The organism is Synechococcus sp. N5 (genome assembly GCF_900473925.1).
Classification (GTDB): Bacteria; Cyanobacteriota; Cyanobacteriia; order PCC-6307; family Cyanobiaceae; genus Parasynechococcus.
In genome coordinates this window covers 26,429-43,145 of record NZ_UCNI01000007.1, presented here as the reverse complement: position 1 = coordinate 43,145, position 16,717 = coordinate 26,429, and the positions used below count along the sequence as shown (strand labels likewise).

19 protein-coding genes are annotated in these 16,717 nt (G+C 64.8%); 8 read left to right on the top strand and 11 right to left on the bottom strand.

Translation table 11 applies throughout. The features are described from left to right. Positions 1-9 precede the first annotated feature (9 nt). Positions 10-741 carry a 16S rRNA (guanine(527)-N(7))-methyltransferase RsmG gene (gene rsmG, locus DXY03_RS08385; protein WP_115010027.1) on the bottom strand — a complete coding sequence of 244 codons (732 nt, stop codon included), beginning with the start codon at positions 739-741 and terminating at the stop codon, positions 10-12. Between the two features lie 25 nt (positions 742-766). On the opposite strand from rsmG, the gene DXY03_RS08380 reads away from it, so the two are divergent. Both DXY03_RS08380 and DXY03_RS08375 read left to right on the top strand, forming a co-directional pair. Beyond that, on the top strand, positions 767-1,306 hold the full coding sequence (locus tag DXY03_RS08380; RefSeq protein WP_115010026.1) for a J domain-containing protein: 540 nt from the start codon (positions 767-769) through the stop codon (positions 1,304-1,306). Then, positions 1,248-1,520 carry a DUF3143 domain-containing protein gene (locus tag DXY03_RS08375; RefSeq protein WP_244272369.1) on the top strand — a complete coding sequence of 91 codons (273 nt, stop codon included), beginning with the start codon at positions 1,248-1,250 and terminating at the stop codon, positions 1,518-1,520. Before DXY03_RS08380 ends, DXY03_RS08375 begins: the two co-directional genes overlap by 59 nt. Positions 1,521-1,531: 11 nt before the next feature. Here the strand turns inward: DXY03_RS08375 and bioA are convergent, their stop codons facing one another. Next, positions 1,532-2,830, bottom strand: coding sequence for an adenosylmethionine--8-amino-7-oxononanoate transaminase (gene bioA, locus DXY03_RS08370; RefSeq protein WP_115010024.1), 1,299 nt, complete (start codon positions 2,828-2,830; stop codon positions 1,532-1,534). A gap of 31 nt (positions 2,831-2,861) precedes the next feature. Between bioA and DXY03_RS08365 the strand changes: the two genes are divergently transcribed. After that, positions 2,862-3,122: a hypothetical protein gene (locus DXY03_RS08365; RefSeq protein ID WP_244272368.1), complete on the top strand. Its 261-nt coding sequence runs from the start codon at positions 2,862-2,864 to the stop codon at positions 3,120-3,122. A 4-nt stretch (positions 3,123-3,126) separates the two neighbouring features. Here the strand turns inward: DXY03_RS08365 and DXY03_RS12310 are convergent, their stop codons facing one another. The 5 genes from DXY03_RS12310 to DXY03_RS08345 are packed head-to-tail and all read right to left on the bottom strand — an operon-like array spanning position 3,127 to position 6,506. Then, positions 3,127-3,282 carry a hypothetical protein gene (locus tag DXY03_RS12310; protein WP_170951106.1) on the bottom strand — a complete coding sequence of 52 codons (156 nt, stop codon included), beginning with the start codon at positions 3,280-3,282 and terminating at the stop codon, positions 3,127-3,129. Then, entirely contained in the window at positions 3,279-3,938 is a 660-nt protein-coding gene (gene bioD, locus DXY03_RS08360; protein ID WP_115010130.1) for a dethiobiotin synthase, read from the bottom strand. The genes DXY03_RS12310 and bioD overlap by 4 nt, the downstream gene beginning before the upstream one ends. Continuing rightward, a complete protein-coding gene (locus DXY03_RS08355; protein ID WP_115010023.1) occupies positions 3,935-4,699 on the bottom strand; it encodes a methyltransferase in 765 nt (254 codons plus the stop codon). The genes bioD and DXY03_RS08355 overlap by 4 nt, the downstream gene beginning before the upstream one ends. Further along, positions 4,681-5,367: an alpha/beta hydrolase gene (locus DXY03_RS08350; protein WP_244272367.1), complete on the bottom strand. Its 687-nt coding sequence runs from the start codon at positions 5,365-5,367 to the stop codon at positions 4,681-4,683. The genes DXY03_RS08355 and DXY03_RS08350 overlap by 19 nt, the downstream gene beginning before the upstream one ends. Further along, a complete protein-coding gene (locus tag DXY03_RS08345; protein ID WP_115010021.1) occupies positions 5,367-6,506 on the bottom strand; it encodes an 8-amino-7-oxononanoate synthase in 1,140 nt (379 codons plus the stop codon). The genes DXY03_RS08350 and DXY03_RS08345 overlap by 1 nt, the downstream gene beginning before the upstream one ends. A gap of 54 nt (positions 6,507-6,560) precedes the next feature. On the opposite strand from DXY03_RS08345, the gene DXY03_RS08340 reads away from it, so the two are divergent. Then, positions 6,561-7,481: a bile acid:sodium symporter family protein gene (locus tag DXY03_RS08340; RefSeq protein ID WP_115010129.1), complete on the top strand. Its 921-nt coding sequence runs from the start codon at positions 6,561-6,563 to the stop codon at positions 7,479-7,481. On the opposite strand, the gene DXY03_RS08335 is transcribed toward DXY03_RS08340, so the two are convergent. Next, the gene (locus DXY03_RS08335; RefSeq protein WP_114989413.1) at positions 7,478-7,708 is read right to left on the bottom strand and encodes a hypothetical protein; all 231 of its coding nucleotides are present in this window, start codon (positions 7,706-7,708) and stop codon (positions 7,478-7,480) included. The two genes, DXY03_RS08340 and DXY03_RS08335, sit on opposite strands and share 4 nt — an antisense overlap. A gap of 244 nt (positions 7,709-7,952) precedes the next feature. On the opposite strand from DXY03_RS08335, the gene DXY03_RS08330 reads away from it, so the two are divergent. Then, positions 7,953-10,727 carry an RNA helicase gene (locus tag DXY03_RS08330; protein WP_115010020.1) on the top strand — a complete coding sequence of 925 codons (2,775 nt, stop codon included), beginning with the start codon at positions 7,953-7,955 and terminating at the stop codon, positions 10,725-10,727. A gap of 2 nt (positions 10,728-10,729) precedes the next feature. Here the strand turns inward: DXY03_RS08330 and DXY03_RS08325 are convergent, their stop codons facing one another. Next, positions 10,730-12,163: a class II fumarate hydratase gene (locus tag DXY03_RS08325; RefSeq protein ID WP_115010019.1), complete on the bottom strand. Its 1,434-nt coding sequence runs from the start codon at positions 12,161-12,163 to the stop codon at positions 10,730-10,732. Positions 12,164-12,421: 258 nt separating this feature from the next. Continuing rightward, on the bottom strand, positions 12,422-13,423 hold the full coding sequence (gene dusB, locus DXY03_RS08320; RefSeq protein WP_115010018.1) for a tRNA dihydrouridine synthase DusB: 1,002 nt from the start codon (positions 13,421-13,423) through the stop codon (positions 12,422-12,424). 6 nt (positions 13,424-13,429) lie between these two features. On the opposite strand from dusB, the gene DXY03_RS08315 reads away from it, so the two are divergent. Then, positions 13,430-13,897 carry a DUF1823 family protein gene (locus DXY03_RS08315; protein ID WP_115010017.1) on the top strand — a complete coding sequence of 156 codons (468 nt, stop codon included), beginning with the start codon at positions 13,430-13,432 and terminating at the stop codon, positions 13,895-13,897. 14 nt (positions 13,898-13,911) lie between these two features. Here the strand turns inward: DXY03_RS08315 and DXY03_RS08310 are convergent, their stop codons facing one another. After that, the gene (locus DXY03_RS08310; RefSeq protein WP_115010016.1) at positions 13,912-14,295 is read right to left on the bottom strand and encodes a L,D-transpeptidase; all 384 of its coding nucleotides are present in this window, start codon (positions 14,293-14,295) and stop codon (positions 13,912-13,914) included. 130 nt (positions 14,296-14,425) lie between these two features. Between DXY03_RS08310 and der the strand changes: the two genes are divergently transcribed. Beyond that, the gene (der, locus tag DXY03_RS08305; protein WP_115010015.1) at positions 14,426-15,793 is read left to right on the top strand and encodes a ribosome biogenesis GTPase Der; all 1,368 of its coding nucleotides are present in this window, start codon (positions 14,426-14,428) and stop codon (positions 15,791-15,793) included. A gap of 3 nt (positions 15,794-15,796) precedes the next feature. Next, positions 15,797-16,705: an energy-coupling factor transporter transmembrane protein EcfT gene (locus tag DXY03_RS08300; RefSeq protein ID WP_115010014.1), complete on the top strand. Its 909-nt coding sequence runs from the start codon at positions 15,797-15,799 to the stop codon at positions 16,703-16,705. Positions 16,706-16,717: the final 12 nt, after the last annotated feature.

Sequence of the window (16,717 nt, the reverse complement as noted above, 5' to 3'; positions counted from 1 at the left end):
GCGTTCCTCTTAGCTCCCCAGAGGATCCCGGCTGGGTGTTCCAACGGCCCTTGGGTAGCTGCGGGGGCAGGGGCCGTTCGCTTGCACCCGCAGCAGGTGCCGCGTGCCGCGATCACCGGGCAGTTGCCTGTGCTGCACCTCGATCAGATGGCCCTTAAGCAGCCGCAGGGCCCTGTTGAACGGCACGGCATCGCTGTCCGTCCACTGGCCCCGATACAGCAGGGCTTGGCCGTCGCTCTTCAGCAAGGGCACCAGGTATTCGGCCACCACGGGAGCTGCTGCCACAGCCCGGGCAACGGCGCGATCGAAGCTGCCGCGGAAGTGGCGATCGCGCCCGGTGGTTTCGATCCGCTCGGTGCGGACCCGCACCCGATCGGCAAGGCCCAGGCTTCCGGCCATGGCCTCCACGGCGGCGGTCTTGCGTCCGACGGAATCCAGCAGGGTCACCTGTGCCTGGGGAAGGGCAATGGCGATGGCGAGGCCGGGGAAGCCTCCTCCGGTTCCCACATCAATCCAGTGCTGCGGCTCGTCTGCGGACTGGAGTTCCGCCGCCAGCGGCCAGAGGCTATCGAAGACCTGACCAATCCAGAAATCGTCGCCGTTCACCAGGCGCGTCAGGTTGACCCGTTCATTCCAGCTCTGCAGCAGGCCCTGAAGCTCCACCAGCTGGTCGCGCTGCGCCTGCGATGGCTGCCATCCCAGGGCGTCCCAGAACGCCGGTTCAGGCGCGGTGGCGGCCATGGCTGCAGCAACAACTCTTCTTAGGATGAAGGACCGGCCGTCCCCTGTGTCCGAAGCCCGCCCCAGCCATCACGAACGGCTTGGCGTGCGTCCCGGGGTTGACGCAGAAACCTTGCGCCAGGCCTTTCGACGCCAGTCCAAGGCCCTGCATCCCGACACCACGCAACTGCCGCCCGAGCAGGCCAGCATTGCGTTTCAGCAGCTCAAGGAGTCCTACGACGTTCTGCTGCGCCAGAGCCAGGCAACCCTCAGTCTTGGCGCCCAGTCGCCGTCATCGCCCCCGCCACTGCAGCGTGAATCCCGCCCGGATGCCTGGCAGGGCATTGGTCAACGCAGGCCCCTCTCCGGTGGGGAATGGTTCTCGCTGGTGCTGTTGAGCATCGCGCTGTTGCTCAGCCTGGTGCTGGGGTTGGGGGTGGCGCTTGCCCAGGGCCGCGATTGGCAGGTGTCGCCGAGTTGGCTGGCGGATGAGCAGACTCAGAACACATCCGTGCGTTCGCAACCTGATGGCCGCCCTGCCCCCGGAGAGCATCTCGCTGAATCAGCACTCTCTCCCGGCGCTTGAGGCTTGGCTCCAGCAGCTGGGTGCCGTCCGCATGGACGACAACCCCTCCCAGTGGATGCTCGAGCGTTCTGAATGGCGAGCGTTGTTGCTGCTGGAACGGGAGGACCTCAAAGTGATCTGGCACCCGGGTTCCCTGGAGGCCATGGTGCAGTGTTCGCTGCCCTATGGCCTCTCCAGGGCCGATGTCGAGGCGGCGATTCAGGCGGGGCCCTGAGGCCAGCAGCTTCAGAGCTGATCGAGGGCCTGTTCCAGCACCGAATAGCAGCGTTCCAGCTGGGCATCGCTGATGCAGAGCGGTGGCAGCAGATAGACCACTCGGCCCAGGGGGCGGAGGAAGACGCCGTTCTCCATCGCCAGCCGTTTCAGCTTCGGCCCCGCCGGGTTGAGGTAGCCCGAGCTCCCCTCCACAACGAGGTCGAAGCCGGCCACCGTCCCCGTCAGCCGGGGATGTTGCACCTTCCGATGGCGCGCCAACCGCTCCAGATGAGGACGATGCCGTTGTTCGAACTGTTGAAAGGCAGCGGGGTTGCGCTCTAGCAGGTCGAGGCTGGCGTTGGCCGCGGCGCAGCCCAGCGGATTGGCCGTGAAGCTGTGGCCGTGCCAGAGGGTCAGGCAGGGGTCGTCACCGACGAAGGCTTCGAACACCGCTTCGCTGGCCATGGTCACGCCCATCGGCAGACATCCCCCCGTCAAGCCTTTGGACAGGGCCATCAGATCCGGCCGGATGCCCGCTCGCCGGCTGGCGAACCAGTCGCCGCAGCGTCCGAAGCCGGTAAGCACTTCATCGGCGATCAGCAGGGCTCCCGCCTGGCGGGTGCGTGCCTCCACTTGCCTCAGAAACTCGGGCCGCACCATGGCCATGCCGCCGGCCCCCTGCAGCAGCGGTTCGAGGATCACCGCCGCTGTCGGTGTCTCCAGCACGCGCTCGAGCACCTCGAGTGCCGCCGATTCCTTGGCCTCCACGGCATCGTCGTCCCACCAGGTGGCCGGCCAGGGAACCCGGGCGACGGGAAAGAGCTTGTCTTCGAAGGGGGCGCTGAACAGGTTGCGTTCGCCGACGGCCATCGCTCCGAAGGTGTCGCCGTGGTACGCCCCGTCGAAGGCGACGATCTGATAGCGCGGTTGGCCCCGGTTGGCCCACCACTGGCAGGCGATCTTGAGCGCCACTTCCACCGCAGTAGAGCCGTTGTCGGAGAAGAACAGCCGTTGCAGGCCGCAGAGGCCGCTCAGACGTACGGCCAGCTGTTCAGCAGGCTCATGGGTGAAGTCGGCAAAAATCACCTGCTCGAGGCGGGCGGCCTGATCGGCGATGGCCTTGGCCAACACCGGATGGGCATGGCCGTGCAGGGTGACCCACCAGCTGCTGATGGCATCGATCAGGGGCTCGCCTTGCTCACGGATCAGCAGGGCACCGTCTCCAGACACCACCCGTTGGGAGTTGGCTGCGCTGGCCATCTGGGTGAAGGGGGGCCACAGATTCGGATGGCGGATCGACCCCATGGCAGCAGCGGCAGCTTTTGCCATATTGAATCTGGAGCTGTTGGAGATGCCCCGGATGGCTGCCCCACGTACCCGTCGTCAATCCAAGCGTTTTGTTCCCAACACGCGGCCTGAGCCGTCGGCCAAGCGACGTCTCGTTGTCCCTGAGGGCGACTGGCAAGAGATTCGCAGTGATCTCGAGCTGCGGGGTTGGTCGTCCTCCCAGCTGGAGGTAATCCAGGCTGAACTCAGTCACGGATGGCCGCTGCGGGTCGCCGTGCGCCATGCCGCGATGCGTCTGGGCACCTGCCCTACCGGTTCAAAGGCCCTGGGCTGAGGGGTCAGCGGCAGACGTCACTGTTCTTTTCCGCCTCTGTGGCGATGGCGCTGCAGTTCACCCAGCGCACCAGCTGCACCTCGATGTCGGTGAACAGCACCAGAATCCCAACGCAGAGTGCTGAAACAGCCAGGGTCGCGAGGGTTTGACGTGACGTCACGGGGACGAGCGCTTCAACACTTCTCGGAATGTAGTGGTGAGATTTTGCTCGTGCCAAAGCCGCTCCAGAACCGTTGCTGAGAGCGAGGCCTGGGGCGGGAGCTGCGCCAGAACGGGGACGTCACCGAATTGCTTGAGGGTCCCCGGGTTGTCGGCATGGAGGGGGCCGTTGAGGATCAGTCCCAACACCGTGAGATTCCGCCGTCTCAACGCTTCCAAGCTGAGCAGGGTGTGGTTGAGGGTGCCCAGTCCACTGCGGGCCACCAGAACGATGGGCAACTGCCACTCCACCAGTTGATCGATCTGGAGCCAGTTGCGGGTGAGGGGCACCATCAACCCTCCAGCCGTCTCCACCACCAGGGATCCCTGATGCTGGGGAATGGCGAGTTGGGCAGGGTCGAGTGGCGTGTCGTCCAGTTCGGCGGCCCAGTGGGGGGAGACCGGCTCTCGGAAGGCATAGGCCTCGGGCAGCATCCGTTCCAGCGGGAGGTTCAACAGCTGCCGCACCCGTTCGCGGTCACCGCCGCCCTCCAGTCCGCTCTGCACCGGTTTCCAGTAGCTGGCCTGAAGCCCCTGCACGAGCCACGCGCTCACCACGGTTTTGCCAACGTCCGTGTCGGTTCCGCACACCACCAGGCGACTGACGCTGCCGTTCATCGCTTCACCATCAGGACCCACATCCTCCAGGTCAGGGCGAACCCGGCTGATGCATCGGCTTGGGGCCAAGCCCGGAAGACGGCCTTCCATTGGCCTGGGGAGAGCTGGCCCACGTTGGTGACGGAGGCGCCGATGTTGCTCATCGGTCGCAGCAGCCGCAGTGGATTGGCGGCGTGTTGGGTGAAGCTCAGGCACTCGTCCCGTTGCACTACCCCATCCGGTAGGGCTGCCATCAGTTGCTCCCGCACCGGCATGGACAAGGCCGTGCAGGTTTGATTCGCTGCCCGGGCGGCGTGCTGCCATTGCGGAAAACTTCCAGCCACCGGCACCGCCAGGGCCAGCCAGCCCCCCTTTGGCAGGGCATCCACCCAACGCCGAAGCTGCTGGGCTGGATCCGGTAACCAATGCAAAACAAAGCTGGAGGCCAGCAGTTGCGGAGGCTCACTCCAGTTCGGTAACCCGCGGCTCAGGTCATGCCGCAGGGTGTGTGTTCCATGGGGGTGGCTGTTCAACATGGCGGCACTGCCGTCAAGACGGATCACCTGCTGGCCTGGATGAGCGACTTCCAGGGCTGCGGCCAGATGACCGGTGCCGCTGCCGAGGTCAGCCCACAGGCCGCGCCGAATGGAGCAGCGACGGCTCAGTTTGGCCAGGCGCCAGGCCATGGCCCGTTGCAGCAACGCCTCGCCTGCATAGGTCGGTGCTGCGCGACTGAAGCGCTCCAGTACCTGGTCGGGGCGAATCACAGGGCCCCCAGCCATTGCTGCACCACCGAGAGCACCGTTGGTGTGATCAGTGCGTGGCCCCAATTCGGATCCCGCTGCAGGGTCAGCGGTTGCGCTCCGAGGTCATCGATCAGCTGCTGTGCTGATGCGGGTTGTACCACAGCGTCCTGTTCGCCCTGCACCACCAGCACAGGCACCGCTTCAGGCCAGCCCGTTGGCAGGCTCTGGCAGCGCGCCAGAAGCTCCAGATCCTGCTGCAGCCGCTGGCGCCCCAGGCTCGTCAAACCCTGCAGCAGGGGGGCTGGGGGCAGGGCGCTGCGGGCATGGGGTGAAGCGGCTTTGTCGAGGAAGCGCTCCAGCATCGTCAGTTCCTCGTCGGTGCCCAGGGCCGCCTGCATCCCCTTCAGAGCCGCTGCCACCGCGCGCCCTGCGCGCCCATGTGGCACGAAGGCGCTGAAGCTCCCCAGGAGCACCACCGCATTGGCCTGCGCCAGCACAGCTGCCGGCAGCAGGTGCAGCCCCAGGGAGTGGGCGATCAACAGGTTGCGTCCTGGGCCGGGGGGCCATGCCGGAGCAACGGTCTCACCGCCGCTGTAGCCCCGGTCCGCGCTGGACCATTTCGCTCCCCCGTCTTCAAAGCGTTGTCGCCAGTGGGACCAGGTGCCGGCCTGGCCAGCCCAACCATGCATCGCCAGGACCTGCATCATCGAGAGCCGAGGGCTGCGAGCAGTTGCTCCAATGTGCCCTCCGGCAGGTCCCGCCGCAGCACCAGGCGCAAACGGGCGGTCCCCTCCGGCACCGTGGGCGGCCTGATCGCCACCGACAGCAGCCCCGCCTGCTCCAGCTGTTGCTGGAGGTCGAGCGCGTCCTGGTCGTCCCCGATCAACAGCGGGAGAACGGGGCCGTGTCCTGCCGGTTTCGCCCAGCCCTGGTGCGCCAGTGCTGTCCTCCAGCGTTCCGAGCGCAGGCTCAGCTCCCTTCCCCAGTTGGGATGGGCTTGGATCAGGCGCAGGGCAGCCTGGGCTCCCGCCACCAGCGGTGGGGCCAGGGCCGTGGTGTAGCGGAAGGCCCCACTGGTTTGCAGCAGCAGCTCCATCGTGGTGTGGTCCCCAGCCAAAAATGCACCTCCGCTGCCGAAGGCCTTGCCGAAGGTGCCGCACACCAAGGCCACAGGCCGTTGGAGTCCATGGCAAAGCCCACGGCCGCCGGGCCCCAGCACCCCTAGGCCATGGGCTTCGTCCACCAGCAGCTGTGCACCGTGGTGGGCACAAAGGTCGGCGATGCCCTGCAGATCAGGGCTGGTGCCTTCCATGCTGAACAGGCTTTCCGTCACCACCAGTGGTGGCCGTGTTGTCGGCTTGAGCCGCTGCAGCCGCTGGTCGAGATCTTCAAGATCGTTGTGGGCAAAGCGTTGCAGCCGCGCCCCACTGGTGCGGACACCGGCCAGCAGCGAGTGGTGGATCAGCCGGTCCACCAACACGATGGTGTGCCTGTCACTCAGGGCCGTTAGGGCGGCGATGTTGGCTTGAAATCCGCTGGGGAACAGCAGCACCCGGTCACGGTTCAGCCAGGTGGCGAGAGCTGCTTCCAGCTCCAGATGGCGTGGTCGGGTTCCGGTGATCAGGCGAGATCCACCGGCACCGACGCCATCGGAGGCCATGGCCTCCGATGCCGCTGCGAGCACATCGGGATGACGGCTGAGCCCGAGGTAGTCGTTGCTCGCCAGATCAACCAGCTGACCGGCTCCGGCGGGATCCTGCAGCTGCCAGGGCTCCTGGCCGGAGTTCAAGCTCCGCAGGCGTCGGCGGCGGGCTGGGGGGATGGGAGAAGCGTGGTCCCGCATCACAACAGTCTGGAATCCGCCTTGAACAAGGATGGCCGCAGTCCTCTGATCGTCATGACCTGGGAGCGTTTCACTCTGCTCTTTCCGCTTTGGACGTTGCTGGGAGCTCTGCTGGCCTTGCTGCATCCCCCGCTGTTCATCTGGTTTAAGGGGCCACTGATCGCCCTTGGACTCGGCGTGATCATGCTCGGCATGGGCGTCGGGTTGATACCCGCTGATTTCGTGCGGGTGGGTCGACGCCCTCGCGCCATGCTGCTGGGGGTGCTGGTGCAGTTCCTGGTGATGCCGGCCCTTGCCGCTGGGATCGCGGCGGCTCTTCATCTGCCTGCCCCGCTTGCGGTGGGCTTGATTCTGGTCGGCTGCTGCCCGGGGGGGACCGCCAGCAATGTGGTGGCTCTGATCGGCCGCGGCGATGTGGCGCTGTCGGTGGTCATGACCACGATCAGCACCCTGGCGGCGGTGGTGTTGACCCCGCGTCTCACGCAGGTGTTGGCCAGTCAGTACGTGCCGGTGGACGGTTGGGCCTTGTTCCTGGCCGTGCTCCAAGTGGTGTTGCTGCCGGTCACCGTTGGGGTGGTGCTCAAGCGTGGTCTGCCCTGTGTGGCCAAGCGGATTGAGCCGGTGATGCCTCCCCTGGCAGTGATGGCCATCGTGATGATCGTCTCCAGCATCGTGGGCAGCCAGACGGCTGTGCTGCGTCAGCAGGGGCCCGTGCTGATCCTGGCTTGCCTGCTGCTGCATGGCGGCGGCTTCCTGCTCGGCTGGCTGATTCCCCGGCTGGCGGGGCAGAGCGTGCAGGCCCAGCGCACCATCAGCATCGAGGTGGGCATGCAGAACTCGGGACTGGCCGTGGTGCTCGCCCGCAGTGGCGGGTTCGCCAGTCCCCTCACGGCGTTGCCGGGTGCCATCTCTGCGGTGATTCACTGCCTGATCGGCAGCGCCCTTGCTGCCGTGTGGAGGCGCCGCTCGCCCTAGGTCGAGTCCCCGTTGTGGAGTTCAAACAGCAGGCGGGCGGCGAGGCCACGGGAGATGCGCCGTGCCACGAGCAGATCGCAGATCCAGGTGAACAGCGGCGGCGCATCGGTTGTAGATGCCAGGCGTTGTTCGAGGGCCTTCAGCTCCTTCACGTCGCGGCAGCCCCTCAGAGCATCGATCAGGGTGTCTTCAGCCGGCCGCGGCTTGGTGAGCTGAGTGCTGGTCACAGGCGGTGGGGCTCAATCCTCTCCGTCATGGCACTGGCGCAGTGCCTCTGTCACCCTTCGCCGCAGTGGAGGCAGGCACAAAAAAAGCTCCGGTGGTCTCACCAGAGCTCGAAGCATTCTCTTCACTACTTTTCATGATCTGGCGCGGTTCCGTCAAAGGAGGTCGGCACATCTGATTGATTGCATTGGCGCGGCTTATCGCTTGTTTGAAAGAGAGCTTAGTCAGGATCCTTAAGATCATTTGATGAACCAATCGACACCGGCCACGCCCCGATCCGAGCCCGATGTCGATCGCAGTGCCCCACTGAATCCCTCAGAAATCTTTCCCTTCCCGCTGGATGATTTCCAGCTGGAGGCCATGGATGCCCTCAACCAGGGTCATTCGGTTGTGGTCAGTGCCCCCACAGGATCCGGCAAAACCCTGATCGGTGAATACGCCATTCATCGCGCCCTGGCCCACGGCCAGAAGGTCTTTTACACCACACCTCTCAAGGCTCTCTCCAATCAGAAACTGCGCGATTTCCGCGATCAGTTCGGTGCGGAGAACGTGGGTTTGATGACCGGTGACCTCAGCGTGAATCGCGAGGCCTCCATCGTGGTGATGACCACGGAGATCTTCCGCAACATGCTCTACGCCGAGGCGGATGAGCACGACGATCCCCTGGCTGATGTGGAGGCGGTGGTGCTCGATGAGTGCCACTACATGAACGACTCCCAGCGCGGCACGGTCTGGGAGGAGTCGATCATTCATTGCCCACCCACGGTGCAGCTGGTGGCGCTTTCGGCCACCGTGGCCAATGCCGGGCAGCTGACCGACTGGATCGAGAAGGTGCATGGTCCGACCACGTTGGTGATGAGTGACCACCGGCCGGTGCCGCTGCAGTTCAGCTTCTGCAGTGCCAAGGGGTTACATCCACTGCTGAACGAAGCCGGTACGGGTCTTCATCCCAACTGCAAGGTCTGGCGCGCGCCCAAGGGGCACAAGCGCAAAGGGCGTTCCCAGAGGCCGCCGCAACCGGAGCCACCGCCGATCAGCTTCGTTGTGGCTCAGATGGCGGAGCGGCAGATGCTCCCAGCCATCTATTTCATCTTCAGCCGCCGCGGATGTGACAAGGCGGTGCGTGATCTGGGGGTGCAGTGCCTGGTGACCCAGGAGGAGCAGGCGCGGATCAAGGAGCGTTTAACCGCTTACAGCCAAGACAACCCCGAGGCCGTTCGGGATGGAATTCACGCTGATGCGCTGCTGCGGGGCATCGCTGCCCACCACGCCGGTGTTCTGCCCGCCTGGAAGGAGTTGATCGAGGAGCTCTTCCAGCAGGGGTTGGTGAAGGTGGTCTTCGCCACGGAGACCCTGGCGGCAGGCATCAACATGCCGGCCCGCAGCACGGTGATTGCGGCTCTCTCCAAGCGCACTGAGCGGGGGCATCGCCCGCTGATGGGCAGTGAGTTCCTCCAGATGGCCGGCCGGGCCGGGCGGCGTGGCCTCGACTCCCAGGGCTACGTCGTGACGGTGCAAAGCCGGTTCGAAGGTGTGCGTGAAGCAGGTCACCTGGCGACAAGTCCTGCTGACCCCCTGGTGAGCCAGTTCACCCCCAGCTACGGCATGGTTCTCAACCTGCTGCAACGCCACGATCTGGCCAAGGCCAGGGAGCTGGTGGAGCGCAGTTTTGGCCGCTATCTGGCGGGGCTTGACCTCGTGGAGGACGAGGAGAACCTGTCCCAGCTGCGGTTGCAACTCAGCCAGCTGGAGGGTGTCGCCGGCGACATCCCCTGGGAAGATTTTGAGGAGTACGAAAAAATGCGTGGGCGGCTCCGCGAAGAGCGGCGCTTGCTCCGCATCCTTCAGCAGCAGGCCGAGGAGACGCTGGCCAATGAGCTGACGATGGCCCTGCAGTTCGCCAGCACCGGCACCCTGGTCAGCCTGAAATCGCCGCAGCTGCGAGGGCGCGTCGCGCCCGCGGTGATCGTTGAGAAGGTGAAGGGGCCCGGTCAGTTCCCGCTGCTGCTCTGTCTGACGGACGAAAACGTCTGGATCCTGCTGCCCTGTCAGGCCGTGGTGAGCATCCATGCGGAGCTCAGTTGTCTGCAGGTGGACGGGCTCGAGATCCCGGAGCTGTCCCGCTCCGGTGAGTTGCGCCATGGCGATCAGGCCAGTGGTGGTTTGGCGTTAGCCGTGGCCCACATGGCCCGGCGCCACGACATGACCACCCCTCAATACGACCTGGCTGGGGAGGTGTTGACCCAGGCCCGGCTGGTGCGAGATCTCGAGCAGGAGCAGGAGCAGCATCCGGCCCATCGCTGGGGAGATCGCAAACAGCTGAAGAAGCACCGCCGGCGTATGGAAGATCTGGAGCTGGAGATCGCTGAACGGCAGCAGCTGCTGCATCAGCGGGCCAACCGCCACTGGGAGACCTTCCTGGCCTTGATGGAGATCCTGCAGCACTTCGGATGCCTCGATGAGCTGGATCCCACGGAGATCGGCCGCACCGTTGCTGCATTGCGGGGCGACAACGAACTCTGGCTGGGTCTGGCGCTGATGAGTGGCCATCTCGATGACCTCTCCCCCCCGGACCTTGCAGCGGTGTTCGAGGCGATCAGCACCGAGGTCAACCGCCCCGACCTGTGGAGTGGCTTCCCGCCACCTGCGGCGGCTGAGGAAGCCCTGCAGGATCTTTCGGGTCTGCGTCGCGAGCTGCTGCGGGCCCAGGAACGCGCCGGTGTGGTGGTGCCGGCCTGGTGGGAACCCGAGCTCATGGGCCTTGTGGATGCCTGGGCGCGGGGAACCTCCTGGAGCGATCTGATCGCCAATACCTCGCTGGATGAGGGCGATGTGGTGCGCATCATGCGCCGCACCGTGGACCTTCTGGCCCAGGTGCCCTACTGCGAAGCGATCAGCGAGCAACTGCGCAGCCATGCCCGTCAGGCTCTGAAAGCGATCAACCGCTTCCCCGTGGCCGAGGCCGAGGATCTGGTGCCGGCCTCCGCTGCGCTCAACCCGGCAACGGAGCGGGCCGCCTGAGTTCAGGCGTCCGGAGCGGCCATGGCGCCGGGATTCACCTGCTGATCAAAGTCGGCTTCGCTGATGTGGCCGAGCTCCAGGGCCGCCTGCTTCAGCGTCAACCCCTGATGGTGGGCATGCTGAGCGATGGCACTGGCCTTCTCGTAACCAATGCTCGGGGTCAAGGCGGTGACCAGCATCAAGGAGCGATCCACGAACCGCTGAATCTGCTCCCGATCCGGCTCCAAACCCTCCACCAGGTTCTGGCGGAAGCTGGTCATGGCGTCCTTGAGCATGCGGATCGACTGCAGCAGGTTGAAGCCGATCAAGGGCTTGTAGACATTCATCTGCAGATGGCCGCCTGCGCCAGCGGCTGCCACGGCGCCATCGAGACCGATCACCTGGGTGCAGATCATGGCCATGGCTTCGCACTGGGTGGGATTGATTTTTCCCGGCATGATCGAGCTGCCGGGTTCGTTGGCGGGCAGCCGCAACTCGCCCAGACCTGCCCGGGGGCCACACCCAAGAAGCCGCACGTCGTTGGCGATCCGGAGCAGGGCCACCGCCAGCAGGCGAAGTTGGCCCATCGCTTGAACGAGGGCGTCATGGCCGGCCATCACAGAGAAGAGGTTGTCAGCGGGACGAACACTGACACCGGCGACCCGGCTCAGCTCTTCTGCAACGGCATGGCGGAAGCCCGGCGGCGTGTTCAATCCCGTGCCCACGGCGGTGCCTCCCAGGGGAAGATCGCCAAGGCTGACCAGACAGTCCTCCAGCCATGCCTGGGCTTGTTTGAGTTGATCCCGCCAGGCGCCCACTTCATCGCCCAGACGCAGGGGCACCGCGTCCTGCAGATGGGTGCGGCCAATCTTGACGATGGGCATCCAGGCCTGGGCTTTGGCATCCAGGGCCTGCACCAGGGCATCGAGTGCCGGCAGCAGCCCGTCCTTCAGTTGTTTGGCCGCGGCGACGTGGATCGCTGCGGGAAACACATCATTGGTGGATTGCGACCGATTGACATGGTCATTCGGGTGCACTGGGGTGTGGCTGCCGAGGGCGGTGCCTGAGGCTTGAGACGCCAGATTGCTGATCACCTCGTTGATGTTCATGTTGGTCTGGGTCCCGCTTCCGGTCTGCCAGACCCGCAGTGGGAACTGGTCGTTGTGCTGGCCAGCGGCAATGGCATCGGCCGCCGTGCAGATCAGCTCCACCTGTTGAGAGTTCAGAAGCGCATGCTCGCCGTTCACCGTGGCGCAGGAACGCTTGATCCAGGCCAGGGCCTGGATGATTTCGAGCGGGATCCGTTCGTCGCTGATGGCGAAGTTCTGAAGCGACCGCTGGGTCTGGGCTCCCCAGAGCGCTTCGGACGCCACCTCAATGCCCCCCAGGCTGTCGGTTTCAATCCTGAACGGCTGCGTCATCGGATCCTCGGCGCGAGCGGGCGTTGCATCGATCATCTGTGATCACTGTCCGTTGGTCGTGGCGGCGATCCGCATTAACGGACCGGTGTTGTCCCTTGAGCCTTCACCATGGTCTCCCAACAGTTCGGAGGCGGAAGGCATGGACGAAACCTTTGGTGAGAGCGTGGGTTCAGACGTTGAGTCCAGCTGAGTTTCAGTGTGTAGGAAATTGCTGAAACCCAATCGTCAAGACTGGCTGCCGGTTCACGCGTTTGAGTGCATGACTTGATTTGTGTCGGTTGACTCCGGGATGGATTAAGTGGAGGCTGCCAGGGCGTCGATCTGCTGCGTCAGCAGCTCCCTGGCCTGGGCGGGCGTGGGGGCTCGCATGAGGGCATGCCGCAGTCGCGAGGCACCGGGGAAGCCCGTGCAGGTCCAGCCCATGTGTTTGCGGGCGATCAGCAGGCCATGGTCGCCGCGATCCTCCACCAGGCCGTCCAGTTGATCGCGGGCCAGTGCAAGCCGTGCTGACGGGTTGGGTGTGTCGGGGATCGGAAGACCAGCTAGAGCGGCGTCGATCTGTCCCACCAGCCATGGGGCTCCCATCGTGCCTCGGCCCACCATCACGCCCGCTGCGCCGGTTTGCTGCAGGCAGCGCAGGGCATCGTCGGGGCTGTTGATGTCGCCGTTCGCGATCAGGGGGATTGTGAGGGCTTTTCTTACCTGGGTAATCGCGCTCCAGTCCGCAGCGCCCTTGAAGCCCTGTTCGCGGGTGCGTCCATGCAGCGTGAGCAGTTGTGCGCCGGCTTGTTCCAGCTGCTGGCACCAGTGCACGGGATCGGCATCACTGCCACACCAGCCCAGGCGTGTCTTCACCGTGACTGGCACCGCCACGGCATCTGCCACCGCTTCCACAATCTTGATGGCGAGCTCGGGATCACGGATCAAGCCGGAACCACCCCCTTTGCGGGCAATCTTGCGCACAGGGCAGCCCATGTTGATGTCGATCAGAAAGGCCCCACTGGCTTCAGCCCGTCGTGCTGCATCAGCCATGGCCTTGGGGCGGTGGTCGAACAGTTGCACGCCGATGGGCCCGGATTCCTGGGCGAGCGACTCCACCTTGCAGAGCCCATGCCCCATCTCGAGGCTGGTGGCATTCACCATTTCGGTGAACAGCAGCGCGTCGGGCGCCCAGCGCCGCACCAGACCGCGAAAGATCCGATCGCTCACCCCTGCCAGCGGCGACTGCAGCACACGGCAGCGCAGCTGACGCGCGGTTCCATTGCCGGGAAGCTGCAGAGGGGATGAAGCAATCATGGGTCCATGCTGCACAACGCAACCGACATGCCCTGGCCGCTCAGTCGTTCGTTGCTGGTGCAGATCCTCGAGGACCGCTGCAGCGATCGCTTTGTCTGCGAAAGGATCTGGGAACGCCTGGGCTATCAGCCTGCTGAGCCGCAGTGGTGTGCCGGTCCCGACACCCCCTCCGAATGGGCCGATGCCTTCCCTGAGGCTCCCGAGCTGATCGCGGAGCGTCCGGCGTCGGTTCGTTTGACCCGCTCGGTTCCCAAGGAACACAAACAGCTGCTCAAACAACAGCTCAATTTCGCGGGGTACCGCATCGGTGAGTTGTACCCCCGCCGAACCCGACGGGCTACCGCCGTGAACTGGCTGTTGTCCTGGCTGGCCCAGCGGGGCGAGCCCCTGCCGGAGCAGGGGCCCCTGGGGCCTGAGCTCCCCCCTCCTGTCGATCCGGTGCAGGGACACCCCGGCGATCTGCCGGTGAAGTGATCCGGTGGCCTAACTCAGGCCTGAATCGTGATGGGTGTGCCTTTCGGGGTGTTGTGGAACAGCCAACGGGCGTGGTTCAGCGGCATGCGCACACAGCCATGGCTGCGGGGCACGCCGAAGGGTTTCCCGGCGTTCTCCTGCCAGGGGGCGGCGTGGAGGCAGATGGCCTCGTTCGGGCTCACACACATCGTGAACGGCACCCCGGGAACGGTGTAGGTGCGTCCATACATCGTGGTGGATCGGTACTTCGTATAAACCTTGCTGTTGAAGATCGGTGTTGGCGTTGAGGCTTTGCCGGTGCTGACCGGAATCACGCGAACCACCTCCTGATCGCTGTTGTAGACGGTCAGGCGTTGGTCGGAGAGGTCGACCACAAGGCTGGCGACGAGCTCGAGCATGGCGAGGAAAAAGCTGAACCCGCCTTAGCTGTCTCAGTTGAGACTTATTAGTCTCGCTCCGGAAGAATTTCGGTTCTCCAGGGGGCTTTATGGCGTCTCTGTAGGGTGAAAGATTGGCCTGAGCAGACCCTTGGCGCGTCCTGTCGTCGCAATTATCGGACGCCCCAATGTCGGTAAGTCGACCTTGGTGAATCGGCTGTGCCGCAGCCGGGAAGCCATCGTTCACGATCAGCCTGGCGTGACGCGTGATCGCACCTACCAGGACGGCTACTGGGGCGATCGGGAGTTCAAGGTCGTCGACACCGGTGGACTGGTGTTCGACGACGACAGCGAGTTCCTGCCGGAGATCCGGGAGCAGGCGGCTCTGGCGCTCGAGGAAGCCAGTGTGGCTCTGGTGATCGTGGACGGTCAGCAGGGGCTTACGGCCGCTGACGAGTCCATCGCTGAATTCCTACGCAGTCACCGCTGTCCCACGCTGTTGGCGGTGAACAAGTGCGAGTCGCCGGAACAGGGCCTGGCGATGGCCGGCGAATTCTGGGCCCTTGGCCTGGGTGAACCCCATCCGATCTCGGCCATCCACGGCGCCGGCACCGGAGAACTGCTGGATCAGGTGCTCACCTTTTTCCCCCCGAAGGATCAGGAGGGTGACGAGGAGGAGCCGATTCAGATGGCCATCATCGGACGGCCGAATGTCGGGAAATCCAGTCTGCTGAATGCCATCTGCGGAGAGCAGCGGGCGATTGTCAGCCCGATCCGCGGCACCACCCGCGACACGATTGACACCAGCATCATTCGTGAGAATCGTCCCTGGCGCCTGGTGGACACGGCGGGCATCCGCCGGCGGCGCAGCGTCAACTACGGCCCGGAATTCTTCGGTATCAACAGGAGTTTCAAGGCCATTGAACGCAGTGATGTGTGTGTTCTGGTGATCGATGCCCTCGATGGGGTGACCGAGCAGGATCAGCGCCTGGCGGGTCGCATTGAAGAGGACGGCCGTGCCTGCGTGGTGGTCGTCAACAAGTGGGACGCGGTGGAAAAAGACAGCCACACCATGACGGCGATGGAAAAGGAGCTGCGCTCCAAGCTTTATTTCCTCGATTGGGCTCCGATGCTGTTCACCTCGGCGCTCACCGGCCAGCGTGTGGAGAGCATCTTTGCCTTGGCCGCCCTGGCGGTTGAGCAGCACCGTCGCCGCGTCAGTACCTCCGTTGTGAACGAGGTGCTCAAGGAAGCACTGAGCTGGCGCAGTCCCCCCACCACCCGCGGTGGACGCCAAGGAAAGCTGTATTACGGCACCCAGGTGGCCAGCCGGCCGCCCAGCTTCACCCTGTTCGTCAACGACCCCAAGTTGTTCGGAGAGACCTACCGGCGCTATGTGGAGCGTCAGATCCGTGAGGGCCTCGGTTTCGATGGCAGCCCGCTGCGTCTGTTCTGGCGCGGCAAGCAACAGCGTGATGCCGAACGCGACCTGGCCCGTCAGCAGAGTCGTAAAGGCTGAGCCATGGACTGGTTGCGCCAGGTCCCGATCGGCCAATACGTTGATGGGTCCACGGGTTGGCTCCGGCGCTTGGACCCTCGCCTGAAGCTGGCCTGGTCCCTTTTCTTCCTGCTCACGCCTGTTCTGGCGGGGCCCCTCTGGCGCGTTGGCCTGGTGGTGGCTCTGGTGCTGATCACCTTCGGCAGTGGACTGGCTCGCTCGCTGTGGTGGAGGTCTGTGCTGCTGCTCACGGCCTTGGCCGTTGTGGTGGGCCTCCTGTCGATGTTCTTGCCGGCTGTGGATCCCCCTGCGGCCTTCCCGCTGCGCAATCCGGCCGAGCTTCCGGGGCTCGAGACGGAAGGCCCCTCCTGGGATCTTTTGCGCCTCGGCCCCCTGCAGTTGGGCGGTCTCCAGCTGGGGCCGCTGGTGGTGGATCGGGCCTCGGCGCTGCTGGGGCTGCGAACGTCCACCTTGATCTTCACCGTGATTCACAGCGTCAACCTGATGCTGATCACGACCCCGCCTGAGGATCTGGTCTGGGCCCTCAGCTGGTGCCTGGCTCCCTTGAAGTGGCTGGGATGTCCTGTAGAGCGGCTGGGGTTTCAATTGCTGCTGGCACTTCGCTTTCTGCCTCTGGTGCAGGAGGAGCTCCAGAATTTGCTGCGCTCCCTCGCCAGTCGTGCGGTCAACCTGCGCCAGCTGGGCTTCAAGGCCGGTTTCGGCCTGGTGCTGGCCGTCGGAGAGCGGCTGCTGGCCAACATCCTTCTCAGGGCTGAGCAGGGGGCCGATGCCCTTGTCGCCCGTGGGGGTCGAATTCTTGGTCCGTCGTACTTCCGCATGCCGCCTGATCGGGCTGCTCCTCTGCTGAATGGACTGGCGATGGTCGTTCTTGTGTTGGTGATTGGGCTCCGTGGTCAGTACGGTGCTCTATGAGCTCCGATCACG